Genomic DNA, 25,042 nt, shown 5'->3' on the forward strand with positions numbered 1-25,042 from the left:
GGGCCAGCCACGCATCTAAAGTGTCGACAAACCGGTATCCAGTGCCGACAGGATCTTAGCCACATCATCGGACGTAATGACCAGCGGCGGCGACAGAATGATGTTGTTGCCCGACACACGGACCATCACGCCATCTTCGTATGCCGCCTTCTGCACTTGCAAGGGCAGATGCTTGGCAATCGGCGCCTTGGTTGCACGATCAGATACCAGTTCCAGCGCACACATCAGGCCCTCGCCCCCGCGCACATCTCCGATTGCGTCGTGTTTTTCGGCCAGTTTCTTCAATCCGGTAAAAAGTTCTTCACCGCGGGCTGCGGCGTTTTCCCAAACACGCAGACGATTGATTTCAGACAGAGCCGCCAGCGCAGCCGCTGCGCCGACCGGATGGCCGGAATAGGTATAGCCCTGATCGACTGACGCCATACCCGTGGTGTCGCTTTCAAAAACCTCGGCGACCGCGCCCGAAATCATTGCCGCACCGAATGGGAAATAACCGTTGGTGATCGCCTTGGCCGTCGTCATGATGTCGGGCTGTACACCCCAATGCCGCGCGCCGCTTTCGCTGCCAGTACGACCAAAAGCGGTGATGATCTCATCCGAGATAAGAAGAATACCGTTTTTCGAACAGACCTCGCGCACCATTGGCATGAAGCTTTTGTGTGGTGGGATCACGCCGCCTGCGCCCAGAACCGGCTCCATGATGAATGCGGCGACGGTATTTGCCCCCTGGAATGCGATCTCGGCCTCCAGCGCCTTGACGCAAAGTTGCGCCAGACGCTCGGGGTCTGTTTCGTCGAACGGATTGCGGTAGGTCCACGGCGCAGGCACGTGGAAACAGCCTGGCATCATCGGCTCGTAAGCCGCGCGGAACTTCTGGTTGCCATTGACCGAAGCGGCCGCGAAATGGGTGCCGTGGTATCCTTGCTTGAGGCTGATGAACTTTGTCCGGCCGGCCTCGCCCCGCACTTTGTGATACTGTCGCGCAAGCTTCAGCGCGATTTCAACTGAATCCGATCCGCCCGAAGTGAAAAAAGCTCGGGTCAGACCATCAGGCTTGAAAAACTGCGCCAACTCATAGGACAGCTCAATCGCCTTGTCGTTGCTGGTGCCCCGGAAGGTCGAGTAATACGGCAGCGCATTCAACTGATCGGTAATGGCCTGCTTAACCGGATCACAGGAATAACCCAGATTGACGTTCCACAACCCGCCAACCGCGTCGATGGCCTTGTGGCCGTCTATATCGATGATGCTGACCCCTTCCCCTCCGGTCAGGATGGTGGGCGGATTGTTTTGACTGTCGGCAGGATGTGCCATCGGGTGCCAGAAATGGCGCGCGTTGTTTTCCTTCAGGAAATTGGAGTCTTTCATATCACGGGTCTCCGAGGATCTTGTCCGCCCATCGGTCAGGGCTGGAACGCGGTTGGGAAGTTTCGCGGAAACTGACCACCGAAATTCGCAGTCAGTTCGAGCGAAAGGGAATGCAATGTCGTCAGGATCAAAGGCAGGTGATCGCCGTTTGCACGAATTTCAGGCACCGCTATTGCGATTGTGCCTATCGCCACCTGATCAATTCCAAAGACAGGCGCGGCGTATCCATAAACGCCTGCTTCAAACCCGCCTGCGCTGTTTGACCAGCCCTTGCGCCTGATCTCAGAAACCCGTTCACGTATCAGGTCAGGGGACACCAGGGTTTCCGCTGTGTAGGACGTCAAGGCTTGAGCATCCAGATCTTCAAGCAGGTGAGTGGGGCCAAAACTCAGCAGGCACAGTCCGGAAGCCGTTGCATTGATCGGCAGAATTTCCGCCGGATCAAGGCTGACCCGCACGGTGTACCGTGTGGTTTCCAGCGCCAGAGCGGTTTGCAATTTGCCTTGTTGCAGCAGCGAAAGGTGCATGCTTTCGCCGATTACCTGCATGGCGGACTGCATCCTTGCGCGCGCGCCTTCAAGCCCCGGATTTGCGATTTCCCGCAGCGCGGCAAGACGCACCACAGCCGGTCCGATCGCATAGGACTTGGAGTGCGGGTTTTGTTCGATCAGGCCAAACTCTTCCAATGCGCGAAGGTGGCGCAGAGTCGTTGCCTTGTTCATACCGGACAGCCGGGCAAGGTTGCTCAGACCGATCTCCGGCTGAGCACTTGAAAACAACTCGAGCAATTTCAAAGCATTAAGAGCGGTGCCCATGCGTTTTTCTCTCCTTGGCACGTAATACTTGACAGAAAGCATTTAACAAAGCAACATTATTGTTGTTACTTCGGTTCAAATAATGAACCAAACCAGGGAGGCGTCAATGAAAAAAATTCTAACCGCTGCCGTTTTTGCAGCCTCTGCAACAGCAGCACTTGCTGAATACCCGGAAAAGCCGGTGACCTTTGTGGTTCCGTGGCCTCCGGGCGATCTGGAAGACGTGTTAACCCGGATGATCGCAGATGAATTCCAGGCCATGTACGGCGTTCCGGCCGCGGTTGTGAACAAGCCTGGCGGCGGAGGCGGCCCCTTCCCCGGCGCGGTTGAGGTCGCAACGGCTCCGGCAGATGGCTACACCATCGGATCCTTCGTTATTGGCGTTCCTGTCATCGGGCCCGAGATCGGAATCCCGGAGCTGAACCCAAATCCATTCGACCCTATCGGAATTTTCCTGACCTATCCGTTCGTGATCGCATCCAGCAAAGATGCGCCATTCTCGAATTGGGACGAACTTGTTGCATATGGCAAGGAAAACGATGTGGCGCTTGGCCATTTCGGCTCGGTCCTGCCGCCCACGCAGGTTACGTTTGCGGCTGCGGTCAGCAGCGGCTTCGACTTTGCAAGCGAAGCGGCGTTCGACGCGCTGGACTGCAACACATTGGCGTCAGGTGACGTGGACGTCATCAATACCACGCTGCAGCTTGTGCTGCCCTGCCTCGACAACGTGAACATTCTGGCCAGCATCGGTGGCGAACGTATTTCGCTTGTTCCGGACACACCAACGGTTGTCGAAATGAACCCGGACCTGCCGCTTGCGTTGTGGAACGGATTGTTCGTGCACAAGGATACTCCGGCAGATGCCCGTGAAAAGATCACTGCCGCCGCGCAAAAGGCGTTGGAATCCGACAAGGCAAAAAAGCTGGCTGAAGAGACCGGTGCGTTGATCTATTGGCAGGACCCTGACGCGTCAAATGCGCAGATCGAACAGGACAAAGCGTCGTTCGCGAAAATCGAAGAGATTCTGGGCGAATAAGCACCTAACAGGGCGCGGGTGGAAAGCCCGCGCCTTGTTGCATGTCGGGGAGGGACATGATGATTGCAAAAACGCTTCAGGACATGTTCAGAAGGTATCGCCGACCTGGCGACATCATCTTTGCCGTCTTTTTCCTTGCCTTCTCGTTGTTCCTGCTCAGCCAGTTGGGCACCGAGACAAAGTTGGTAAAGCGCACCAAGTGGTTTGCGCAGCCGTCGCTGTGGCCGACCATCGCCATATGGGGCATGGTGATTTTCAGCGCCCTGCATCTGATCGGCTCAGCCGTTTCCCCCCGTATTCCCGGGCGCTGGAGAGAGCTTACTTTCTGGCTCATGTCTCTTGAATATGTTGTCTATTTCCTGATCTACGTGGTGGCTGTGCCGTGGCTGGGGTACTTGCCCTCGACCATGTTGTTCGCCGCTTTTCTAGCCGCGCGCACCGGTTTTCGAACGCCCGGCACAATCGGGATTTCACTGCTGTTCGGCGCCATCGTCGCCATTCTTTTCAGAGCATTTCTTCAGGTGAATATCCCGGCAGGTCGGGTTTACGAGTTCCTTCCGGACTCCGTCCGCGTCTTTGCCCTGACCTATCTGTGAGGCCGCTATGGACAATCTGATTTCCGGCTTTGCAATTCTGGCCCAATGGCAGGTTTTGATCGCACTGCTCATCGGGTCTGTTGGCGGAGTCATCATCGGCGCACTGCCCGGCGTCGGGGCGGCGGTCGCCATCGCCATTCTGCTGCCTGCTACGTTCGCCTTCGAGCCTATTGTTGGTCTGACCCTGCTGTTGGGTATCTACGGCTCATCCATGTACGGCGGCGCAATCCCTGCAATTCTGATCAACACGCCGGGCACGGCAGTGAATGCGCTGACAACCTATGACGGTTATCCAATGACAAAGCGGGGCGAGGGCCATCGCGCGCTGTCGCTGGCTTATTCCGCGTCGTTCTTTGGCGGCATCTTCTCGATCCTCTGCCTGATCATCCTGTCCCCGGTTCTGGCATGGGTCGCCCCGCATTTCGGCAGCCGCGAGATCTTTCTGGCCGCGTTTCTGGGCATCCTTCTGGTGATCCTGGCCCATCGTGGCCAGACATTTTCGGCGGCAATGCTGGCCTTCTTCGGCATCTTCCTGAACACGGTCGGGCTGGAGCCCGTCAAATACACAAAGCGTTTTACGTTTGACCAAAGCTGGTTGTCTTCGGGGATCGACCTGATTGTCGTTGTGCTGGGTTTGTTTGCCATCAGCCAAGCCCTATTGCTTCTGGTCGACAAGGAACACGCGCCCGGTGAGGCGCATGTTCGAGGCAACATCTTCGCCGGACTCAAAGAACTGTTGGGCATCAAGCGCATCGCGACGGTGTCGTCTTCGTTAGGTGTCCTGATGGGCATGATTCCGGGAACCGGCGAATTCACTTCGCAATTCCTGTCCTACACCTATGCGCAGAAAAGCTCGAAGACTCCGGAGGCTTTCGGCAATGGCTCTCCCGAAGGTCTGGTTGCCTCTGAGGCTGCGAACAACGCGGTACCGGGTGCCGCAATGATTCCCTTGCTGGCGTTGGGTATCCCGGGTGAGGCGCTGACGGCGATGATGCTGTCGGTCTTTTATGTCCACAACGTGGTCCCCGGGCCGCAACTGTTTGCCGAGCAGATGGATTTCGTTCTGGCACTGTACATGTCGCTGATCCTGCTGAACGTGATCGTTCTGGTCTTTCTGTTGTTTTCGACAAATCTGCTGCTGAAGATCATTCAGATCCCGACCCGGTTCCTGGGCATCATGATCCTGACCTTGTCTTTTGTCGGGGTGTTCAGCCTGCGCAATTCGGTCACCGACTGCGCCATTGCGGCAGGGTTCGGAGTGTTTGGTCTGATCTTAAAACGTCTGAACCTGCCGATCGTGCCGATCATTCTGGGCATGGTTCTGGGCGGCATCATGGAGGTCAAGCTGCGCAGCGCCATGGCGCGGGTCAAAACGCCGCTCGATTTCATTGACAGGCCAATCGCAGCGATCCTGTTCATCATGATCCTGGGCATCATTCTGCTGCATATCCGCACGCTGATGAAGGAACACAAGGAACGGATCAAACCGCAGCCGATTGGCGACGAAGACTCGACACAGCAAGGATAACCCTCATGGACCAGTCCTCGATTGATGCGCTGCGCGCGCAGGAAATCTCCCCTCGTGGTCATTTCATCAATGGTGCCTATCAGGCCGCAGAGAACGGCGCGCAGCAGGAAGTGTTGTCGCCCATCGACGGTCAGCCCCTGGCACGCATTGCCGAGGGAACGCTATCGGACGTTGACACCGCGGTGCACGCCGCGCGCCTGGCGTTCGAAGATGGCCGCTGGTCCCGTATGTCGCCTGCAGGCCGCAAGAAAGTGCTGCTGAAGCTGGCCGATCTCATCGAAAGCCACGCACTCGAGATCGCCGTTCTGGGCGTACGTGACAACGGAACCGAGATCAACATGGCCTATAAGGCCGAGGCGCTCTCGGCCGCCGGCACCTTTCGCTATTATGCCGAAGCGATAGACAAGGTTTACGGTCAGGTCGCCCCGACCGGACATGACGTACTGGGACTGATCCACCACGCTCCGGTGGGTGTCGTGGGTGCAATCGTGCCTTGGAACTTTCCGCTGATGATCGGAAGCTGGAAGATCGCACCTGCTCTGGCTGCGGGCAATTCCATTGTTCTGAAACCGGCAGAGAGCGCCTCTCTCAGCCTGCTGAAAATCGTCGAACTCGCGGCTGCGGCAGGCGTTCCGGACGGTGTGTTCAACGTTGTTACGGGGCGCGGATCAGTCGTGGGCGAGGCGCTGGCGCTGTCGATGGACGTGGACATCATGGTGTTCACAGGATCGGGCGCAACAGGCCGCCGCCTGCTGGAATATTCCGCACGCTCGAACCTGAAACGCTGCTATCTGGAACTTGGCGGAAAATCCGCCAACATCGTCTTCAACGATGCCCCCGATCTGGCCGAGGCCGCGAAGGTTTCGGCAGCGGGTATCTTCCGCAACTCGGGACAGGTCTGCGTTGCGGGGTCTCGCCTGCTGGTGCAGGAAGACATCTATGAAGACTTCGTGGCCGAAATCTCGCGCCACGCCGAGAGTTTCCGCGTGGGTGATCCGCTGGATCTGAACAGCCAGATCGGCGCCGTTCACAGCCTGCCCGAGCTGGAAGCCAATCTGGACTTCGTCACCAGGGCCGAAGCTGAAGGTGCCGTACGCCGCACCGGCGGTTACCGTATCCTGACCGAATCCGGCGGCTACTATATGGCGCCGACGGTGATGGCGGGTGTGAAAGAGACCGATAACCTGTTTCAGAACGAGGTATTCGGCCCGGTTCTTGCGGTGACACCCTTCAAGGACGAGGAAGAAGCGATCCGCCTGGCCAATGCCACTGTATACGGGCTTGCTGGAGGCGTATGGACGTCAAACCTCAGCCGGGCGCACCGCATGGTGGCAGGCGTGCGGGCGGGTGTCGTGCATGTGAACACTTATGGCGGTTCCGATCTGACGGTGCCGCTGGGCGGGGTACGTCAATCGGGCAACGGGCACGACAAATCACTGCACGCTCTTGAAAAATATGTGGACTTGAAAACAGCCTGGATAAAGGTCTGAAATGTTGTCTGAACAATCCGCAGAACTGATCGAACGCAGAACCAGGCTGCTGGGTCCCAACGTCTCGACCTTTTATGACGAGCCTATTCATTTCGTGAAAGGCGAAGGCGTCTGGCTGTGGGACGCCGAAGGGCGCAGATACCTGGATTGCTACAACAACGTTCCACATGTGGGCCACTGCAACCCGCGCGTGGTCGAGGCGATCTGCCGACAGGCAAGCACGCTCAATACGCACACGCGATACCTGCATGACGGTATTCTGGACTATGTAGAAAGGCTGACCGGAACGATGGATGCCTCGCTGGACACAGCGATCCTGACCTGTACCGGCTCCGAAGCCAATGACATCGCCCTGCGCATGGCCGAGGGCATGACTGGCAGGCGCGGCATCATCGCTACCGATGCGACCTATCACGGCAACACCTCGCTGGTCAGTCAGTTGAGCAAATCGAACATCCCCGCCGTGGGTTTTGGGCTGGGCCAGTATTTCCGCTTTGTCGAAGCGCCCGACAGCTTTCGCAACACGGACCCGGACGGCACCAGGTTCGCGGATGCGGTAGCCGAACAAATCGCTGAACATGAGAAGTCCGGTCTTGGGTTTGCGGCCCTGATTGTCTGCCCGTACTTCCTGAACGAAGGGTTCCCGGATCATCCCGATGGCTGGATGAAACCCGCCGCCGATATTGTCCGCAAGGCCGGCGGGCTGCTGATTTGCGACGAGGTACAATCCGGTTTTGGCCGCACCGGCACCCATATGTGGGCGCATCAGAAAATGGGCGCGGTGCCGGATATCATGACACTTGGCAAGCCGATGGCCAATGGTCACCCGGTGGGTGGTGTCGTCACACGCACTGAAATACTGACCAAATTCCGCAAGGGCTATCGCTATTTCAATACGTTTGGCGGCAACCCGGTCTCGTGCGCAGCGGCTATGGCCGTGCTGGAAGAGATCGAAGACAAGCAATTGCTGGAAAATGCCAGAACGGTCGGGAAACACGCCCAATCGCGCATGGGGGCTTTGGCCCGGAAGTACGAGTTCATCGGCGACGTGCGCGGCTCGGGCCTGATCTTCGGAGCGGAGATGGTGCTGGATCGGGACAGCAAGGAACCGGCCAGCGCCTTCACCGACCGGGTGATCAACGAAATGCGGCAGCGTGGGATCATTCATTCCAAGCTGGGACGTCACAAGAACACTCTGAAAATCCGCCCTCCGATGCCTTTCTCGGTCGAGAATGCCGACTTGCTGTTTGACACGCTGGACGACGTTCTGGCCGAAACACCGATTTGCTCATGATAGACGCCGCAGAAAAGGCACTGGCGCTTTGGGGGTTTCAAGACGCAGTTTGCACGTTGGCAGCGGCCCGCGAAAACCACGTTTATCAGGTACAGCTGGATGGGCGCAGCTTTGCGCTGCGATTGCATCGTCCCGGCTATCGCACAGATGCCGAACTGTGGTCGGAACTGGAATGGATGGGTGTGTTGGCCGCAGAACATGTCGGGGTACCTGAACCCATTGCCAGCACCCGGGGCAACTTTCTCGAGGTCATTGAGCACATGCAAGTCGATGTTCTGACCTGGTTGCCGGGGCGGCCACTGGGGTCCACAACAACCGGGATCGACCACGAAGACCGCATCGGCCTTTTCCATTCCTTGGGCCGGGAAATGGCCCGCCTGCACTCCATCAGCGACGCGTGGGAGCGCCCTGCAGGGTTTTCGCGCTGGTCCTGGGACCGACCGGGATTGGTCGGTCAGGAACCAGTTTGGGGCCGGTTCTGGGAAAACCCGACGCTTGGCGATGAAGATCGAGCGCTGTTCATGCGCTTCCGTGAAACGGCAGAGCGGGATTTGAAACGCATTGAATCGGAACTGGACTATGGCTTGATCCATGCGGATCTGGTGCGCGAGAACGTAATGATTGCGAATGGTCAGGTCTCATTGATCGATTTTGACGATTCCGGTTTCGGTTTTCGCCTTTTTGACATCGCCACCAGTATGATCAAAAACCTCGCGGAACCCGATTGTGATCGACTGCAAGCTGCGCTTTTGGCCGGATACCGATCACAGCGTCCGGTTGACACGGACCATCTTGATCTGTTTCTGGCAGTGAGATCGGCAACTTATGTAGGCTGGGTTTCGACCCGGTTGCACGAAGATGGCTCAGAAGATCGGAACAGCCGATTTGTGGAAAACACCAGAAAACTGGCGCGCCGATACCTCAGGTTAAACGTTTGACATGGAGCCTCAATTTCGAGGTCGTCCACGCTCGCCAGCCGACTCCCAACTTTGAAGTGGCACCGCAAAATTCAGGCCTTACCCACGTTCGGGTTCCTGTTTCATTTAGGCTTCGGATTGGACCGTCCCGTATAGGTCGTAATGACGCGGCCCAATCACGTCAATTAGGCAACGGAGCCTGCATGTCGCGGTAGCCTCACAGCCCAAGTCGGCATAGAGAGGTTAAGAATAGAAAACGCATAGCGTTAACGCCGCTTTCAGGAGATCAAAAATGGCGAGTGACGAAAAGGACCAGCGGCTTTTGAAGCGCGGCATCGAGGACACTCTGGTTACCGATTTCGCGACCAAACATCGCAGCAGCTATGGAGATTTTCTGGAACTCAAGACCCTGCTGAGCATTCAGAAGACCTTTCAGGACCCTGCGGAACCGGATGAGCTGTTGTTTGTGATCATTCACCAAGTCAGCGAGCTTTGGCTGAAACTGATGCATCACCAACTTGTTGAAGTCCGGCGTTTTCTACGCCAAGACGCCTTTGGCCCCGCTCTCAAGAACATTGATCGGATCAAGGCAATCCAGCGTCAGCTGATTGCGGCCTGGGAAACGCTGCTGACCATGACCCCGGCAGACTACATGACGTTCCGCGATGCGCTGGGAAGTTCATCGGGATTCCAAAGCTATGGCTATCGCCAGATCGAGTTCATTCTGGGAAACAAGGACACCTCGACGCTCAAGGTTCATGAACACGACCCCGAGGTCATGGAGGAGCTGAACGCCGCGTTGACCAAGCCGTCTTTGTACGACGAGGTCATCATGATGCTGGCGCGTCAGGGCTTCGATGTTCCGCAGGACCTTGTCGAACGCGATTTTTCCCAGCCCTATGCGGGTGATCCGCGCATCGTGAAAATCTGGGTCGAAGTTTACAGGAACAAAGACAAGTATTGGGACTTATATGCCCTGGCTGAAAAGCTGATGGATGTGGAAACACTGTTCCAAAGATGGCGCTTTGACCACGCAACAGCCGTTGAGCGGGTCATCGGAATGCAACCGGGCACAGGCGGGTCCAGCGGTGTCGCCTTCCTGAAAAAGGCGCTGGAGCTCAAGTTCTTCCACGACTTGTACGACATGCGTTCCGAGCTTTTCTATGCGGGCGGAGAAAAGAAGTGACCTATCGCGGGTTTTCCCCGGACGAGCTGGAAAGACAATACTCGCCAAGTGTCATGGTTGGCGGAGATATCTCTCATTATCTGGCGGCCTACGCGGATATGAGTGCAGCCGCACGTGTCGAGTTGGAAGTGCTGGAATACCAGAAATATGGGGACCTCGAGTCCAATGTTTTGGATTTCTTTCCCGCAAGCGAAGCCAACGCGCCGCTGCACGTTTTCATCCACGGCGGGTATTGGCAGGCGCTCAGCCAGCGTGAGTCAGCTTTGGTCGCGAAGCCGCTGGTTCGCGCGGGTCAGGCCTTTGCAACACTGAATTATACACTGGCCCCCAAAGCGCGTCTGGACGAGATGATCACGGAATGCGGCCGGGCGCTGTTGTGGCTTGCAGAACGGGCCGAGAAACTGGGGTTTGACCCCGGCCGGATCACTTTGTCCGGCCACAGTGCCGGGGCGCATCTGGCAGCAATGGCACTGAACCGCTTTGGCGAAGAAATGAAGCAGGCGGGTTTGGTGATCCGAGACCTGGTTCTGATCAGCGGCATCTATGATCTGGAGCCGATCGCGCAGACATCGGTCAACAACCCCCTGCAGTTGACCGACGACGATATCCTCAGCCTGTCACCGATCCATCACCTGCCACCAGCGGATGTTCGCACCCGCGTCACAGTCGCCGAACGTGATACACGCGAATTTATCCGGCAAAGCCGGGATTTTGCTGCGCTACTACGCAAGGCCGGTCGGGATGTATCATTTGACGTGCAAAAGGGGATGCACCATTTCGATATTATTATGCATCCAAACAGCTTCTTCCCGGCACCCGGAACTCAGGTATAGCAGCAGGATAAAGGCATCTTTAGTCTCATAGACACCCACTGCCGGGACCCGTGAATTGCGTGGCAGCACTTCCGGCATGCCCTCGCCAAACATCCGTTCCAGCACGTTTTCGTGGCGGTTTTCCGGCAATATGACGGTGCCGAAAGGCGAAGCAAAACGTTGTGACACGGTTGACTCTCCCGGAGTTGGCTTGGTTTGCGAGATGGGAATACGCACGTCGTTGCGGCCTTCCGGTTCGTCGGTCGGATAGTCTTCTTTCCGCCGCTTTGTCAGCGACATGGTCATCAGGACCAGCACCACCATCAGGGGCAGCGACAGCTTCCGCGCACCTTCTGTACCGCCCCGAAATTGACAAGTGTAAGACCATATTGTGCGTCTTACAGATCGGGCATCAGTCCGAGGCCAACCACCGCGACGAGGAGGACTGAAATCACGAACAATTATCGTGCCACTTCAGTTTCCTCTCTAAAGTTCAATGTCTCAACAAGTGAATAGTGATGGGTTTGTCCAACTTGCCTAAACGTCAGAACGACGTCTATTGCCTCTGTTGCGCCAGCATTTCCCGGGATGCTGACTGTTTCCGTGCCTTGTGAACCGGCAATTCACGTCAGTTCCTCCAGCGGACCAAAGACCACATTAGGACCTAAATCTCTTTGAAAACCGAAACCAGAGATTGAAGTCGAGTTGTCCAGAAACGCTCAGGGTCTGGTTTGACAGGCTTTACAGCACAGAAAGGCTGATACCCGAAACATTTAAGGGCATCTGTGTGCAGAACATTGGAAACTGGATCAGGAATAGTGCTTGTTCCTGGACATCCTGCCAATCCCCGGATTCATGCTGTTCGTGGGATCCACAGATTTGTAAAAATCAGCCAGATCGGGTTTGGCGGGGTACAGATGGCCAACATTGTGCTCGGCCGGGTATTCGGCGCCGCGGCGGTCGAGGATCTTAAGCATCTCGGCTTTGATCGCTTTGGGATCAGCACCTTTCTTCACAATATAGTCCTGGTGCAGAACGTGGCACATGAAGTGACCATAATAAAGCTTGCCCACAAGTTGCTTTGCCAGTTCCGGCGGCAATTCTTCGAACCAGTCAGTGTCATTGCGGCGTAACGCTATGTCGAGCGCAATGATGTCTTCAACTTCATGCGCATGTACCTTCATGTAACGAATGGCGGCGCCAGCCGCTGCAAAACGGTGCAAACCCGCGATTTTCGCTTCACGCGGATCACACTCAAAATAGTTCAGCTTGTTCTTACCCACCATATCACTGAGCAGAACACGGGCCTCGTCGATACCGCCGTCGCGCATTTTCAGGATCAGGTGGTGCGGGTATCGCTTGCGAAACCCGCGCATCCGCTGCGGAAGGATATCCTGCCAGAATCGCATCGCGAACTGCATGAATCGGTCGGTGAAATTTGCCAGTCCGGGAATACCTTCAAGTCGCGCATCAACGGCACCCTTGATGGCAAAGAAAGTCGGCAGCCGGTCCGTTCCCAGCTTGTCGATCATAACCATGGTATCCTTGCCGTATCGGTCCGAGATATCGAAAACCTCCTCGTGCATGTATTCAGCGCTGACCGGCAAGGTCTTGAATGTCGACAGGATGCAGCGGCGCAGTTCGGTCAGAACATCGGTGTCCTCTGCACCAACATAGAACGTGCGCTCAATTTCGTTCTTCGGGTAGGTGTCCAGCCGGACTGCAAAGACGGCCAATTTCCCAGCGCAACCGGAAGCTTCGTAGAGCCGCGATTTATCGGCATTGAAGCGCGCCGGTGTATCCGCGTCGACATTCCGCACGCGCCGGGCATAGTCTGTGTCCGAGGCTTTTCGGTTGTCGGTTTCAGTGTCGCCTGACCCAAAGTCGCCCTGATGCAAACGGGTCAGGATCTCTTCGACCGTGTCGCCCAGGTGGATGCCAAGATGATTGACCAACTCCAGCGTTCCGTCCTGCGAAATACGCGCGTATAGCGACAGTTCGGTATAGGATGGGCCACGTTCGACCAGCGACCCACCCGAGTTGTTGCACACGCCCCCGACAACCGACGCACCGATACAGGACGACCCGATCACCGAATGCGGTTGCCGTCCGATCGGGTCCAGCAGCTTCTCCAGTGCGAAAAGGGTCGAGCCAGGCAAACTGATAACCTGTTTGCCTTCGTTTATCAGATGCAGACCGTTCATCCGGCGGGTGTTGATCAGCACCACACCTCGATCATAGCGCCCCTTTGGTGTGGAGCCTTCGGTCAGTCCGGTGTTGGCCGCCTGCATGATGACGATTTTGTCCGCCTCAACACAGGCCTCAAGCACCTTCCATTGTTCCAGCAACGTGGCGGGCAGCACCACCGCCAGCGCTTCCCCTTCCCCCGATCTGAATCCCCGGCGAAAACGGCGGGTGCCGCGGGCGGTTGTCAGCACATGACGCCGCCCGCAAATGGCCTGAAAGCGCTTGATCAGATCGGTATCGGTCATCTGCCGGTCCTCAGTACGCCACCGAAGGCAGCCACGTGGCCAGTTGCGGCCAGAGGAACACGAAGAACAAGCCGGCCAACTGCAGGATCACAAAAGGAACGATGCCTTTGTAAATGTCGGTCAACTTGATTTCAGGCGGGCACACGCCTTTCAGGTAGAACAGTGCAAACCCCACGGGCGGCGTCAGGAACGAGGTTTGCAGCGTGACTGCGACAAGGATCACAAACCATACCAGCGCCGGTTCGTCGATGACGCCAAAGCCTTCGATATCCAGACCCAGCCCGTTCACAATGGGGCGCATCAGGGGCAGAACGATCAGGGTGATCTCGATCCAATCCAGAACAAAGCCCAGAAGAAAAACGATGAACAGGATCATGAAGACAGTGCCGTTGGGGCCAAGACCCGTGCCGTGGATCATGTCTTCGATCAGTGCATCGCCACCCAGTTCCCGCAGGACATAGGAAAACACCGTCGCCCCCAGGAAGATCGCAAAGATATAAGCGGTGGTGTTGAACGTAGCTTTCAGAACATTGATCAGTTTTGCCAGCGTCAGTTTGCGATATCCCAGCGCCAGCAGCGTCGCACCCAATGCGCCCACGCCCGAGGCTTCGGTCGGTGTGGTCAGGCCCGCAAAGATTGAACCCAGAACGGCAAGGATCAGGGCAAGGGTCGGCAGTACTGCAATCAGCACATCCTTGACCGCCGCCCAATCGGGACGAGTGGCCCCTTCGGGCACTGGAGCGACTTCGCGTTTGATCAAGGCGATCACAAAGATATAAGTCAAATACAATACTCCGATGATCACCCCGGGGAACACCGCGGCCATGAACAGGTCGCCAACTGACAGGGCCATCTGGTCCGCCATGATCACCAGCATGATCGAGGGCGGGATCAGGATACCCAGCGTGCCTGATGCGCTAACCACACCGGCGGCCAGCGAGGGGCTGTATTTCTGCTCCATCATCGACGGCAGAGACAACACACCCAGCAAAACAACCGAGACGCCGATGATGCCTGTTGAAGCAGCAAGAATGATACCAATCATTGTCACCGTGATCGCCAGCCCGCCGCGCACCGTGCCGAACAGGCGCTGCATCGAAGACATCAGCCGCTCGGCCACGCCGGATTCGTCCAGCATCAGGCCCATGAAAATGAACATCGGCAAGGCCACCAGAACCGCGTTCGACATCGTGGCGTAGACACGGTTTACCACGGCGCCCAGCGTCAGATAATCCAGTCCGGTCAGAGTTTCCTCCAGACCTGTCCAATTCATCATTCCGTTGTCGAACAGATAGGCCAGTCCGCAATACGCGACCCCGACGCCAGCCAGCGTCCACGCCACCGGGAAACCGGTGAACAACAGCGCGATGAAGGTCAGGAACATGGCGATGACCAGCTTTTCCTCGGTCGTCTCAACCAGGAAGGTCAACGCGGTCGCCACGACGGCGAAGCCCAAGAGCGCCCAGATGATCAGGCGCAGGCCCTTGCCCTGACGCTCTTCATCCAAATTCATGAACAGAGCGTGGATGTCGTGGATAAGCCGCGCGCCTGCTGCCAGAGCCAGCAGAATGAAACTGGCCGGGATCACGCCCTTCAAGGCCCAACGCGCAGGCAGACCAGTCGGGCTGTCCGACGACTCGTTTACACGCCAGCTTTCATAGAAATAGTCATAGCCCTGATCGATCATCAGCCAGATGAACGGCACCAGCAGCGTGAAGATCCCGATGATCTCGATAATCCGGCGGGCACGCTGGCTGAGTTGCATGTGCAGCAGGTCCACGCGCACATGGCTGTCCGTGACCAGCGCATAAGAGATGCCGATCATCGTGACCAGACCGTAAAAATGCCACTGGATTTCATCCAGCTTCGGGTAGTTCTGGTTCAGCAGATAGCGCAGGGCTACCTGCGAAACGATGGCGGCAACAAGCAACAGGTTGGCCCACATGACCACGTGACCCACGGTCTTGACCACATCGTCAACGGCGACTGCCAGTTTCTGACGGTCAGGCTCATCGTGTTCAAGAATGTCCTCGTAGATTTCGATCGGGTCGTGATGTGTCCGCTTGGTCTCAGCCATGGTCTCCTCCTAAAGATGCAGGCTTCGGGGCGGGAATACGCCCGTGTCAGTTTGGAAATGACGAAAGTCGGGAAAGGTGGGGGCGGCGAAATAAGCCGCCCCCAGGGAGGCGCAAGTGCTCAGGTCACTTGCGAGGGAGGAACGCGTTTTCTTTCCATACGGCATAGCCATCCCGGAATTCGTTCATATCGGTCAGAACCTTGTTGAAGAATTCGTCATTGGCGGCCTGTTCGGCGGCAACCTCTTCCCAGGTGGTGCGGAAGGTGGCCAGCATCTCGTCATTCCACTGTTTGATCTGCACGTCGTTGTTTTCGACGTTGTCGATCAGTGCTGCGTGCTGGATCGCCTCGCCTTCGGCAAAACTGTCCGCCATCGAAGCCTTACATGCGTTTTCGATGATCGCTTTGTGCTGATCGCTTGCCTCGCTCCACACATCCTTGTTGATCATCAGTTCGAACACGGTCGCCTGCTGGTGCCAGCCGGGGAAGTAGTTGTACTTGACCAGTTTGTGGAACCCCAGACGCGCATCGATGGCAGGCATCGAGAATTCAGTCGCGTCAATCGCGCCTTTTTCAAGAGCCGGGAAGATCTCACCACCAGGCAGCAGCGACGTGGCAACGCCCAGCTTCTGCATGACTTCACCGCCCAGGCCGAAGAAGCGCATCTTCAGGCCATTCAGGTCTTCGGGGCTGTTGATTTCATTTGCGAACCAGCCCGAGGTTTCCGGTGCAATGATCGCGCAGGGGATGACATGGACGTTGAAGCCGGCCTGATCATACATCTCCTGATACAGGCTCAGCCCGTTGCCATAGTAAAGCCATGCCATGTATTCGCCGGCTTCCGGGCCGAAAGGCACGGCCGAGAACAGCGGAGCGGCGGGGATTTTGCCAGCCCAGTACCCGGCCGTGGTGTAGCCCGAATTGATCTTACCCGAGGATACGGCGTCCAGAATTTCAAACGGCGGAACCAGCTTTCCCGGCTCATAAACTTTCATTTTCAAAGTGCCGCCGGACATCAGGTCCAGTTGCTCGGCCACGCGCGGGATCGGCGAGCCAAGGCCCGGAAGCGCCGTGGAAAACGCAATCGGGGTTTTCAGCAACATCTTGTCAGCGGCCTGAACGGCGGGTGCGGCCAGAAGCGAGGCCGCAACGGCGAGCGAGGTCAGGGTGGTTTTCATGTGTACTCCTCCAAAGTGCAGGTCAGCCATCAGATCTGACCGGTCTCACCGCAGTGGCGGTATATGAGGTAAATATTGTTGACCACTTTATTCAGTCAACAATTTTATTTACCTCTTGGCGCCACATTCTCCGTTTTCGAGCTCAGGCGATTATTCGCTTTCGAAAAGCCGAAATTGATCAAGAAAATCTATTTTATAATTTTTACAAAGATATACGCTGCTCACACCCATCCGTATTTTTGGGTATTTTTCCTTGCATTACAGACCTTCAGTGGTAAATTTTAAAGACAACTGGAATTTTGTGATTTCCGGCAAGCGAGGAAAAGAATTGAGCACCAGCGGGCCTTTTGAACCTGTCGGCCACGAATCAATCGCCGACGCGGTGGTCGAACAAATCGAGACGATGATCGTCGACGGCATCCTCAAGGAAGGGCGCAGATTACCATCGGAACGGGACCTTGCAGAAGCGATGGGCGTATCGCGCCCAAAACTGCGGGAGGCGTTGCAAACTCTGGAGCAACAGGGGCTGGTAACTGTCCGTCACGGCGAAGGGACATTTATCGCGCCTCTGACCGGACGGGCTATGTCGCCCGCACTGCTGTCGCTTTACGCCCGTCATGGCGGCGCATTCTATGACTATCTTGAATACCGACGCGAACAGGAAGCCTTTGCCAGCCGGCTTGCGGCGCAGCGCGCGACACAATCCGACAAGGAACGCATCTCGGACATTATCGCGGAAATGCAGAAAGCCTGGGAAGAAGATGATACCGACGCCAGCCAGGAAGCCGATTTTCGCCTGCACACTGCCGTGGTCGACGCCAGCCAGAACACGACCCTTATTCATATGATGGCCTCGATCTACGATCTGACGCGCCAGGGCGTATTCTACAATCGAAGGTTTTTGCGCACGATGGACGGGACCGGAGAAGTGCTGTTACAACAGCACAAGGACATTGCGCAGGCTATTCTGGATGGCGACCCGGACAGGGCCGAGGCCGCCGCGCGAAACCATATGGACTTTGTGGAAACGTCGTTTCGGACAGGGCAGGAACAACAGGCCCGGGAAATCAGGGCCGCGAAGCGCCGTCAGTTTTCTTCCTGAGCCTGCCAGTGGAGAGTGGATATGGTTGAGTTCGAGCAGCAACGCCAATCGGTAATCAAAACCTGTTTGCGACTATCCGGTGAAGGGTATCTTGCGGGCACCGGCGGCAATGCCTCCTTGCGTCTGAGTGATGAGCTATTTGCCATCACACCGTCCGCTACGGAATATCCGTCGCTGACACCGGAAGACATCGCGGTGCTGAGGCTGGATACTTTGGAACAAGTGGATGGAACCAAACCGGCCTCCATTGAAAAAGCGATGCACGCGCAATTGCACCATGCATTCCCCGGCCGCCGGGCCTGCATTCACACGCATCAACCGGTGGCAAGTGCCGTTGCACTGCTGCATCAGCGACTTGAGTGGCCAGAAGGCACGAACACGGAACTGTACGGGGATCACGTCGGGCTTGCGGAATATCAGTTCTCTGGCACCAAAGAACTGGTCGACGCCCTGAAACAGGCTTTGCGCCCGAATGTGTTCTGTTACCTACTTGCCAGCCATGGTGTCATCGCTTCGGCCGCATCTCTGGAAAAAGGCGCGGAATTGGTGGCTGCGATCGAATTTGCCGCCGCGCAATACCTTGCTGCCTTGATCCGCAACTCCAATGAATTGCCTGAGATGACTCGTCAGTTGGTATCTGAAACGCTGAGCATGGTCCACGAACAAGGGCTCACGTCATGACCCGCAATGAGGGCGTCGAACATCAATTGCAGTTGGCTGCGTCTCGGTTGGCGGGCAAAGGCTTGCTGCAATCCGGCGATATGATGTCGATGCGGGTACCTGACGAGAATGCAGCGGTTAGCATACATACCGATGGCTCGTTCAGCCGCAGCAAAATCGAAGCATCCGGAACCGCCCATGCGCGTATCTACGCGGCGCGTCCCGATGTCGGCGCGGTGTTGCAGTTCGATCTGATCTGGACCCGCGCCATGCATGAAATGCGCGCCACAATGCCCTCAGTTTTCGATGAACAGATGATCCGATTGGGACGCTCTGTTCCCTGTCTCGGCATCTCAAGCGATGATGACCTTCTGATCCCTGCTATCGCAGGACAAAACAACGCCTTTGTCTGCAACGATACTACGTTTTGCTTCGGAACAGGCCTTGAAAGGTTGTTGCTGAACGCCGAGTTGCTGGAAAAATGCGCTAAAGCCTTTGTACTGGCGCGCGCCTCGGGCCAGCCAGTGCACGAAATTCCCATCGCCGAGCAAGACATGGCCGCAGACCGCCTGAAGAACGAAGAAGACGCTGCAGCCGCGCGGCACAGGCAAGGGCTCTACTCCGTTCTCACCAAGGGTTACTGATCCACCGGCAAAGGTGAAGGGATCGATTGCATCGTTTGCGGCCATCTTATCGCCGACCTCCTGAGGCCAACATTTTGTTACCTGAAACACCTGGCCGTAAAACCTCTTTGAAATTCAGCGTCCATTTTGTATTTTGGATACAAAATCACCCAAGTTCGAGATCAAGCAATGCCCCAAACGCGCGCAATTCCAAGACAAAGCCTACCAGATGTCATCACCAACGATCTGCGCGAAAGAATTCTGAGCGGTGAAATGACCGAGGGTGAAACAATCAGGCAGGAAGCGCTGGCGGAAGAGTACGACGTATCCCGCATGCCCATTCGCGAAGCGCTAAAACGGCTCGACGCCGAAGGGCTGGTACAGTTGACCAACAACCGGGGCGCGTCCGTCACCAGGCATTCGCTGTCCGAGATTGGTGAAATTTTCGACCTGCGCGTTTTGATGGAGGTCGATTTGTTCAAGCGCGCAATTCCACATATGACCGACGCTGATTTTTCAAAATGCGAAAAACTGCTGGATGAGATGGAAAAGTCATATGACGCCTATGATGTCGGGCGGTGGGGCAATCTGAATTATCAATATCACATGGCCCTTTACGCCGCCGCGGGGCGTGCGCTGACGAACGAAATCCTGCAACGGGTCAATCGTCAGTCAGACCGATATGTCCGGCTGCATCTGAGCGTCATGGAGCAGCGCGAGCCCGCCAAAAAGGACCATCAGAAACTGTTAACTCTGGCACGCGAAGGTCGCGCAGACGAAGCATGCGATCTGCTGACCAGACATATTCAGCGCACCAAGGATCAGCTATTGGAAATGGTCGTGGCCAGACGTGCAGCCGAAGACCGCTGACAGATCAGGACAAAGGATAAAGACAGGCGACCTGATGGTCAGTACCGCGCAGACCCGGTGGTGCCGCTCGGCACTGGTCAGTTGCCAGCCAGCATCGCTGGGCAAATGCGCAACCTTTTGGAACGTTCATCGGTGACGGCAGTTCCCCCTCCAGCTTGATCCTTTCCTTGCGGGCATCCGGGTCGGCCCGGGGTGTCGTGGACAACAGCGCCTTGGAATAGGGATGACGCGGGGCGGCGAACAGCTGCTCTTTGGGGGCTTTTTCGACCGCACGGCCCAGATACATGACAATCACGTCATCAGCAAAATGCCTGACAACCGAAAGGTCGTGAGAAATGAACAGGTAAGCCAGGTTCAGCCTCTGCTGCAAATCCACCAGAAGGTTCAGGATTTGCGACTGAATGGAAACGTCCAGTGCCGAAACCGGCTCATCCAGCACCAGAACCTTGGGGTTCAGCATCAATGCGCGGGCAATGGCGATCCGCTGACGCTGACCACCCGAGAACATGTGAGGATAACGGTCATAGTGCTCTGGTCGCAGGCCAACCATCTCGATCATTTTCCGCGCGCTGGCTTCGCGATCCGCAGCGGACATATCGGGCCGGTTGATGATCAATGGCTCCTGAAGGATCTGACCGATCCTCTGACGCGGATTCAAGGAGCCGTATGGATCCTGAAACACGATCTGCACCGTTTCGCGCATTTGCGCCCATTTCGACGGTGTTATGTCGATCCCATCAATTGTCAGACTTCCCGAAGTCGGCTCTTCGATCATCGTTACCAGCCGGGCCAGAGTTGACTTGCCGCATCCCGATTCGCCGACAACGGCCAGTGTTTTTCCGGGTTTCAGATCAAAATCGACCCCAGACAAGGCTTTGACCGTTGCCGGTCTGGACATCAGCCCGCCCTTGACGGTGTAGAAACGCGCAAGCGCGGTCGCCCGTACGATAGGTGCAGTCATGCGATTTCTCCGGCTGCAATCTTTTCGACATGATGGCATCTCGCCTTGCCGAATGCGTCATTATGCGGTGTCGGGGGTGTCTGAACACAGGTTTCGTCGGCGAAACGGCAACGCGGGCCGAAAAGGCAACCCTTGGGCCGGTCGAACTGCCCCGGCACCACGCCGGGAATTGTTGGCAGCGTTTTGGACGTCGCCCGTTCAGGCAGAGCGCTCAGCAAAGCCGAAGTATAGGGGTGGCGCGGCGTGCGGAACAGATCGCCCACCGGCTGTTCCTCGACCTTCTGCCCGGCATATTGAACCTGAACCCGCTCGGCGGTTTCTGCCACCACACCCATGTCGTGGGTGATCAGGACCAGCCCCATGTCCTGCTCGTCCCGCAACCGGACCAGCAGATCGAGGATCTGCGCCTGAATGGTCACGTCCAGCGCCGTGGTCGGCTCATCCGCAATCAGAAGCTTGGGCTTACAAGCGATGGCCATCGCGATCATGACACGCTGATTCATACCACCGGACATCTGGTGCGGAAACGTGTTCAGACGGCTGGCCGGAGCGGGAATACCCACCTGATCGAACAGTTCGATCGCGCGTTCGTGCCGTTCCTTGCGATTCAGTCCAAGATGGATGCGCAGCGCTTCTTTGATCTGGAAGCCGACCGTGAAACAAGGATTCAGCGATGACATTGGCTCCTGAAAGATCATCGCCATATCCTTGCCGATGATCTTGCGCCGTTCGCGGGCCGAAATACCGACAAGATCGCGCCCTTCAAAGCTCATCTCATCAGCCGTGATTGTCGCTGTCCACGGCAACAGGCCCATCAGCGCCAGCATCGACACCGATTTGCCAGAACCGCTTTCACCCACGATGGCCAGCAACTCGCCCTTGTTGACCGACAGGTCGACACCGTCGACGGCGCGGAACTTGCCCGAGGCGGTAGCGAATTCCACTGTCAGATTGCGGATCTGCAAAAGGCTCATGCGATCAGCTCCGTTTCAGTTTCGGGTCCAGCGCGTCGCGCAGACCATCGCCCATCAGGTTGATGGCAAGTACCGTGATCAGGATGGCCAGACCCGGAAAAGTGACCACCCACCAGGCGCGCAGAATGAATTCGCGCGCTTCGGCAAGCATGGTGCCCCATTCCGGTGTTGGCGGCTGTGCGCCCATGCCCAGAAAGCCAAGAGCGGCCGCATCCAGAATGGCCGTTGAAAACGATAGCGCCGCCTGCACGATGATCGGCGCAAGGCAATTGGGCAGCACCGTGATGAACATCAGCCGCGCTTTACCCGCTCCGGCCACCCGGGCGGAAGTGACATAGTCTTTCTGGCGTTCCGCCAAAACCGAAGCCCGGGTCAGACGCACGTAATGCGGCTGGAATACGATGGCGATAGCGATCATCGCATTGGTCAGTGACGGCCCGAGGATGGCAACCAGAACCAGAGCCAACAGCAATGACGGGAAGGCCAGAATGATGTCCATCACCCGCATGATCAGAGTGTCCACCCATTTCGGTGCGAACCCTGACAGCAATCCGATCATCACCCCGCCCGACACTGCGACACAGACCACGACAATCCCCACAAAGAAGGAATAACGTGACCCCATGATCAACCGTGACAGCATATCCCGGCCGAGTGGATCTGTACCCAGCGGGAAAGCCCAGCTGCCGCCCTCTTGCCAGAAGGGAGGTTGCAGGATGTGTTCGCGGAATTGCTCGGTCGGGTCATAGGGGGCCAACAGGGGCGCGAACGCTGCACAAAAGACAAAGACGGCAAAGACCCACAAACCGATGACCGCGCCTCGGTTTTCGCTAAAATAATACCAGAACTCACGCAGTGCGCTGGGGCGGCTTTCGGATTTGGGTTGGGTTGCGGAAAGCTCGGCCATCACCGCCTCCGGATCTTGGGGTTGATGACGCCGTAAAGGACATCGACCAGCAGGTTCACTAGCATCACGATCACCGCAATCATCAGCAGACCGCCCTGCACCACCGGATAGTCACGGCGGAAAATGCTGTCGACCATCCACTTGCCGATGCCCGGCCAGCTAAAGATCGTCTCGGTCAGGATCGCACCGGCCAACAAAGTGCCGACGGACAGACCGATCACCGTAACCACCGGAATCAGCGCGTTGCGCAATGCGTGCAACCCGTTGATCCGAGCCGGAGACAGACCCTTGGCACGAGCCGTTCGGATATAGTCTTCGCCCAGAACTTCCAGCATCGCGGAACGTGTCTGCCGGGCAATCACCGCCAGGGGGATCGTACCCAGAACGATGGTCGGCAGGATCAGGTGTCGCACGGCCGATCCGAACGCACCCGACTGACCGGACAACAGACTGTCGATCAGCATGAAGCCCGTGACACTTGGGAAGTAATACAGCAGATCAATCCGCCCCGAGACCGGTGTCCAGCCCAGATTGCCTGAAAAAACGATGATCAGCAGCAGCGCCCACCAGAAGATGGGCATTGAATAACCCACCAGAGCCGAGGACATCAGTGCCCGGTCAAAGAACTTGCCCCGGTTTACCGCCGCAATAACGCCCGCCGGCAGCCCAAGGACAACTGCAAATACCATCGCGCAGAGCGACAATTCCAGAGTTGCGGGGAACAGGGCAAAGAACTCATCCCAGACTGGTTTTTTGGTGACAAAGCTTTCGCCCAGATCGCCTTGAAGAACGCCGGTTAGATAGTCCCAGTACTGCTGCAGCACCGGCTTGTCGAAGCCCAGCTTCTCGACCATTTCCTGATAGCGTTCCTCGGTCATGCCGCGTTCACCTGCCATGACAATGATGGGATCGCCCGGAAGAACCCGGATGAACATGAAGGAAATCAGCGTCACACCCAGAAAGGTTGGGATGAACATACCCAGACGGGTGAGAAAATAGCCAAACATCAGCGACCTATGATTCTGAGATCCTTGGGAAAGCTGGTCAATGACCGGCAACCGTCATCCGTCACCAGTACGTCATCTTCAATGCGCACACCGAAATTGTCCAGTTCATAAAGCCCCGGCTCATTGGTCCACACCATGCCAGCACGGATCACCTGATCGTTGCCGCGCATGATATAGGGGGCCTCGTGCACATCGCGACCCAGCCCGTGGCCTGTCTTTGTGCGGATACGGTCGGCAAATGGCGAAGCCTCAAGCACGCCTATTACCGCGTCATCTATGTCATGAGCGGTCACGCCTGGACGGCACATTTCGAAACCCTTCAGATTTGCACGCAGCACAGTGTCATAAACCGTCCTGCCCTCGTCCGAGACCTCACCCACAAAAAAAGTACGTGTGATATCCGCTGCGAAGCCGCGCTTGCGGGCCCCGAAGTCGAACAGCAGCGCATCTCCTGACTGTATCTTGTAATCCGCACGCGCCTTGCCATGCGGACGGGCCGAATTATCCCCGGCTGCCACGATTGGGTTGAATGCCAGCGACTCTGCCCCTTCGGCGAACAATGCCTGTATCAGCGCCTGCTCAACCTGCTTTTCGGTCTGGCCTATGCGCACATTCGCGATGACCAGCTCCAACGCGCGTTCGGAAACATCAATGGCCGCCTGCAAAGCCGCGATATCATCGTCGGTCTTGACGATCCGCAACCCTGAAATCTCACGCTCGCCATCCACGATCTTCAGGTTCGGCATTGCGCGGGTCAGCGCTTTGGACACAAACACCCGCATGACCTGACCCTCCACCGCCACGGACGACAGCGGCATGTGATCGGCCAGCGCCGCGAAAGCACCATCATAACCGGTCTGATCGAACCAGTCGTACACAGCGCCATCAAATCCGACCAGTTCCCACGAACCAAGTTCAAGGTTGGGTACGATAGCCGCCGGTTCACCGTTTGCGGGGATCACAACCAGAAAGGGGCGTTCGTGACTCATGAAGGCCTTGCCCAGCGCGCGGGTGAAATTCGGGCCGGGCACCAGCGCCACGGCATCAACTGACATATCGCGTGCCAGTTGGCTGTATTCGGACAAATCCGGCATTCCGGCCAGTCTCCAATAGCAAGAAAGCCAGAGCCGCCAAATCGGGCGGCTCTGAC

23 protein-coding genes are annotated in these 25,042 nt (G+C 56.9%); 12 read left to right on the top strand and 11 right to left on the bottom strand.

The window, feature by feature from the left end; genetic code table 11:
* Positions 1–15: 15 nt before the first annotated feature.
* A complete protein-coding gene (locus ACR0J2_RS19630) occupies positions 16–1,368 on the bottom strand; it encodes an aminotransferase class III-fold pyridoxal phosphate-dependent enzyme (protein WP_170807575.1) in 1,353 nt (450 codons plus the stop codon).
* A 35-nt stretch (positions 1,369–1,403) separates the two neighbouring features.
* Positions 1,404–2,183: an IclR family transcriptional regulator gene (locus ACR0J2_RS19635; protein WP_170807574.1), complete on the bottom strand. Its 780-nt coding sequence runs from the start codon at positions 2,181–2,183 to the stop codon at positions 1,404–1,406.
* Positions 2,184–2,289: 106 nt separating this feature from the next.
* Here ACR0J2_RS19635 and ACR0J2_RS19640 point away from each other — a divergent pair, with 106 nt between their 5' ends.
* From ACR0J2_RS19640 to ACR0J2_RS19675, 8 genes are all read left to right on the top strand, one after another.
* The gene (locus tag ACR0J2_RS19640; RefSeq protein ID WP_480813555.1) at positions 2,290–3,219 is read left to right on the top strand and encodes a tripartite tricarboxylate transporter substrate binding protein; all 930 of its coding nucleotides are present in this window, start codon (positions 2,290–2,292) and stop codon (positions 3,217–3,219) included.
* 56 nt (positions 3,220–3,275) lie between these two features.
* Positions 3,276–3,815 carry a tripartite tricarboxylate transporter TctB family protein gene (locus ACR0J2_RS19645; RefSeq protein ID WP_480813556.1) on the top strand — a complete coding sequence of 180 codons (540 nt, stop codon included), beginning with the start codon at positions 3,276–3,278 and terminating at the stop codon, positions 3,813–3,815.
* Positions 3,816–3,822: 7 nt separating this feature from the next.
* Positions 3,823–5,343: a tripartite tricarboxylate transporter permease gene (locus ACR0J2_RS19650; protein ID WP_480813557.1), complete on the top strand. Its 1,521-nt coding sequence runs from the start codon at positions 3,823–3,825 to the stop codon at positions 5,341–5,343.
* A 5-nt stretch (positions 5,344–5,348) separates the two neighbouring features.
* Complete coding sequence (locus ACR0J2_RS19655; protein ID WP_480813558.1) at positions 5,349–6,833, top strand: aldehyde dehydrogenase; 1,485 nt, start codon at positions 5,349–5,351, stop codon at positions 6,831–6,833.
* Position 6,834: 1 nt separating this feature from the next.
* Positions 6,835–8,127, top strand: coding sequence for an aspartate aminotransferase family protein (locus ACR0J2_RS19660; RefSeq protein WP_480813559.1), 1,293 nt, complete (start codon positions 6,835–6,837; stop codon positions 8,125–8,127).
* A complete protein-coding gene (locus ACR0J2_RS19665) occupies positions 8,124–9,065 on the top strand; it encodes a phosphotransferase enzyme family protein (RefSeq protein ID WP_480813560.1) in 942 nt (313 codons plus the stop codon). Before ACR0J2_RS19660 ends, ACR0J2_RS19665 begins: the two co-directional genes overlap by 4 nt.
* Before the next feature lie 271 nt (positions 9,066–9,336).
* Complete coding sequence (locus tag ACR0J2_RS19670; protein ID WP_480813561.1) at positions 9,337–10,230, top strand: tryptophan 2,3-dioxygenase; 894 nt, start codon at positions 9,337–9,339, stop codon at positions 10,228–10,230.
* On the top strand, positions 10,227–11,063 hold the full coding sequence (locus tag ACR0J2_RS19675; RefSeq protein ID WP_480813562.1) for an alpha/beta hydrolase: 837 nt from the start codon (positions 10,227–10,229) through the stop codon (positions 11,061–11,063). Before ACR0J2_RS19670 ends, ACR0J2_RS19675 begins: the two co-directional genes overlap by 4 nt.
* Here the strand turns inward: ACR0J2_RS19675 and ACR0J2_RS19680 are convergent.
* The 4 genes from ACR0J2_RS19680 to ACR0J2_RS19695 form a co-directional block, all read right to left on the bottom strand.
* A complete protein-coding gene (locus ACR0J2_RS19680) occupies positions 10,977–11,348 on the bottom strand; it encodes a hypothetical protein (RefSeq protein ID WP_480813563.1) in 372 nt (123 codons plus the stop codon). The genes ACR0J2_RS19675 and ACR0J2_RS19680 overlap by 87 nt on opposite strands.
* A 503-nt stretch (positions 11,349–11,851) precedes the next feature.
* Positions 11,852–13,534 carry a D-lactate dehydrogenase gene (gene dld, locus ACR0J2_RS19685; RefSeq protein WP_480813564.1) on the bottom strand — a complete coding sequence of 561 codons (1,683 nt, stop codon included), beginning with the start codon at positions 13,532–13,534 and terminating at the stop codon, positions 11,852–11,854.
* 10 nt (positions 13,535–13,544) lie between these two features.
* Positions 13,545–15,611, bottom strand: a complete 2,067-nt coding sequence (locus ACR0J2_RS19690) for a TRAP transporter large permease subunit (protein WP_480813565.1) — start codon at positions 15,609–15,611, stop codon at positions 13,545–13,547.
* Positions 15,612–15,735: 124 nt separating this feature from the next.
* On the bottom strand, positions 15,736–16,788 hold the full coding sequence (locus tag ACR0J2_RS19695) for a TRAP transporter substrate-binding protein (protein WP_170611325.1): 1,053 nt from the start codon (positions 16,786–16,788) through the stop codon (positions 15,736–15,738).
* 328 nt (positions 16,789–17,116) lie between these two features.
* On the opposite strand from ACR0J2_RS19695, the gene ACR0J2_RS19700 reads away from it, so the two are divergent.
* From ACR0J2_RS19700 to ACR0J2_RS19715, 4 genes are all read left to right on the top strand, one after another.
* Positions 17,117–17,890: a FadR/GntR family transcriptional regulator gene (locus ACR0J2_RS19700; protein ID WP_480492070.1), complete on the top strand. Its 774-nt coding sequence runs from the start codon at positions 17,117–17,119 to the stop codon at positions 17,888–17,890.
* A 21-nt stretch (positions 17,891–17,911) separates the two neighbouring features.
* Positions 17,912–18,571, top strand: coding sequence for a class II aldolase/adducin family protein (locus tag ACR0J2_RS19705; protein ID WP_480813566.1), 660 nt, complete (start codon positions 17,912–17,914; stop codon positions 18,569–18,571).
* Entirely contained in the window at positions 18,568–19,194 is a 627-nt protein-coding gene (locus tag ACR0J2_RS19710) for a class II aldolase/adducin family protein (RefSeq protein ID WP_480813567.1), read from the top strand. Before ACR0J2_RS19705 ends, ACR0J2_RS19710 begins: the two co-directional genes overlap by 4 nt.
* A gap of 168 nt (positions 19,195–19,362) precedes the next feature.
* Positions 19,363–20,043: a GntR family transcriptional regulator gene (locus ACR0J2_RS19715; RefSeq protein WP_480813568.1), complete on the top strand. Its 681-nt coding sequence runs from the start codon at positions 19,363–19,365 to the stop codon at positions 20,041–20,043.
* A 4-nt stretch (positions 20,044–20,047) separates the two neighbouring features.
* On the opposite strand, the gene ACR0J2_RS19720 is transcribed toward ACR0J2_RS19715, so the two are convergent.
* Genes ACR0J2_RS19720 through ACR0J2_RS19740 form a run of 5 tightly spaced genes read right to left on the bottom strand, consistent with a single transcriptional unit; the run spans position 20,048 to position 24,986 of the window.
* Entirely contained in the window at positions 20,048–21,004 is a 957-nt protein-coding gene (locus tag ACR0J2_RS19720; RefSeq protein WP_480813569.1) for a dipeptide ABC transporter ATP-binding protein, read from the bottom strand.
* Entirely contained in the window at positions 21,001–21,978 is a 978-nt protein-coding gene (locus tag ACR0J2_RS19725; protein WP_480813570.1) for an ABC transporter ATP-binding protein, read from the bottom strand. Before ACR0J2_RS19725 ends, ACR0J2_RS19720 begins: the two co-directional genes overlap by 4 nt.
* A gap of 4 nt (positions 21,979–21,982) precedes the next feature.
* On the bottom strand, positions 21,983–22,885 hold the full coding sequence (locus tag ACR0J2_RS19730; RefSeq protein ID WP_170807558.1) for an ABC transporter permease subunit: 903 nt from the start codon (positions 22,883–22,885) through the stop codon (positions 21,983–21,985).
* The gene (locus ACR0J2_RS19735) at positions 22,885–23,892 is read right to left on the bottom strand and encodes an ABC transporter permease subunit (RefSeq protein ID WP_480813571.1); all 1,008 of its coding nucleotides are present in this window, start codon (positions 23,890–23,892) and stop codon (positions 22,885–22,887) included. Before ACR0J2_RS19735 ends, ACR0J2_RS19730 begins: the two co-directional genes overlap by 1 nt.
* Positions 23,892–24,986: a M24 family metallopeptidase gene (locus ACR0J2_RS19740; RefSeq protein WP_480813572.1), complete on the bottom strand. Its 1,095-nt coding sequence runs from the start codon at positions 24,984–24,986 to the stop codon at positions 23,892–23,894. Before ACR0J2_RS19740 ends, ACR0J2_RS19735 begins: the two co-directional genes overlap by 1 nt.
* Positions 24,987–25,042: the final 56 nt, after the last annotated feature.

It is taken from the genome of Ruegeria sp. CG4, assembly GCF_056537185.1.

Bases quoted from the DNA above. Each gene is read 5' to 3' on its own strand.
- ACR0J2_RS19630 (WP_170807575.1), bottom strand. From the start codon at position 1,368: ATGAAAGACTCCAATTTCCTGAAGGAAAACAACGCGCGCCATTTCTGG.
- ACR0J2_RS19635 (WP_170807574.1), bottom strand. From the start codon at position 2,183: ATGGGCACCGCTCTTAATGCTTTGAAATTGCTCGAGTTGTTTTCAAGT.
- ACR0J2_RS19640 (WP_480813555.1), top strand. From the start codon at position 2,290: ATGAAAAAAATTCTAACCGCTGCCGTTTTTGCAGCCTCTGCAACAGCA.
- ACR0J2_RS19645 (WP_480813556.1), top strand. From the start codon at position 3,276: ATGATGATTGCAAAAACGCTTCAGGACATGTTCAGAAGGTATCGCCGA.
- ACR0J2_RS19650 (WP_480813557.1), top strand. From the start codon at position 3,823: ATGGACAATCTGATTTCCGGCTTTGCAATTCTGGCCCAATGGCAGGTT.
- ACR0J2_RS19655 (WP_480813558.1), top strand. From the start codon at position 5,349: ATGGACCAGTCCTCGATTGATGCGCTGCGCGCGCAGGAAATCTCCCCT.
- ACR0J2_RS19660 (WP_480813559.1), top strand. From the start codon at position 6,835: ATGTTGTCTGAACAATCCGCAGAACTGATCGAACGCAGAACCAGGCTG.
- ACR0J2_RS19665 (WP_480813560.1), top strand. From the start codon at position 8,124: ATGATAGACGCCGCAGAAAAGGCACTGGCGCTTTGGGGGTTTCAAGAC.
- ACR0J2_RS19670 (WP_480813561.1), top strand. From the start codon at position 9,337: ATGGCGAGTGACGAAAAGGACCAGCGGCTTTTGAAGCGCGGCATCGAG.
- ACR0J2_RS19680 (WP_480813563.1), bottom strand. From the start codon at position 11,348: ATGACCATGTCGCTGACAAAGCGGCGGAAAGAAGACTATCCGACCGAC.
- dld (WP_480813564.1), bottom strand. From the start codon at position 13,534: ATGACCGATACCGATCTGATCAAGCGCTTTCAGGCCATTTGCGGGCGG.
- ACR0J2_RS19690 (WP_480813565.1), bottom strand. From the start codon at position 15,611: ATGGCTGAGACCAAGCGGACACATCACGACCCGATCGAAATCTACGAG.
- ACR0J2_RS19695 (WP_170611325.1), bottom strand. From the start codon at position 16,788: ATGAAAACCACCCTGACCTCGCTCGCCGTTGCGGCCTCGCTTCTGGCC.
- ACR0J2_RS19705 (WP_480813566.1), top strand. From the start codon at position 17,912: ATGGTTGAGTTCGAGCAGCAACGCCAATCGGTAATCAAAACCTGTTTG.
- ACR0J2_RS19710 (WP_480813567.1), top strand. From the start codon at position 18,568: ATGACCCGCAATGAGGGCGTCGAACATCAATTGCAGTTGGCTGCGTCT.
- ACR0J2_RS19715 (WP_480813568.1), top strand. From the start codon at position 19,363: ATGCCCCAAACGCGCGCAATTCCAAGACAAAGCCTACCAGATGTCATC.
- ACR0J2_RS19720 (WP_480813569.1), bottom strand. From the start codon at position 21,004: ATGACTGCACCTATCGTACGGGCGACCGCGCTTGCGCGTTTCTACACC.
- ACR0J2_RS19725 (WP_480813570.1), bottom strand. From the start codon at position 21,978: ATGAGCCTTTTGCAGATCCGCAATCTGACAGTGGAATTCGCTACCGCC.
- ACR0J2_RS19730 (WP_170807558.1), bottom strand. From the start codon at position 22,885: ATGGCCGAGCTTTCCGCAACCCAACCCAAATCCGAAAGCCGCCCCAGC.
- ACR0J2_RS19735 (WP_480813571.1), bottom strand. From the start codon at position 23,892: ATGTTTGGCTATTTTCTCACCCGTCTGGGTATGTTCATCCCAACCTTT.
- ACR0J2_RS19740 (WP_480813572.1), bottom strand. From the start codon at position 24,986: ATGCCGGATTTGTCCGAATACAGCCAACTGGCACGCGATATGTCAGTT.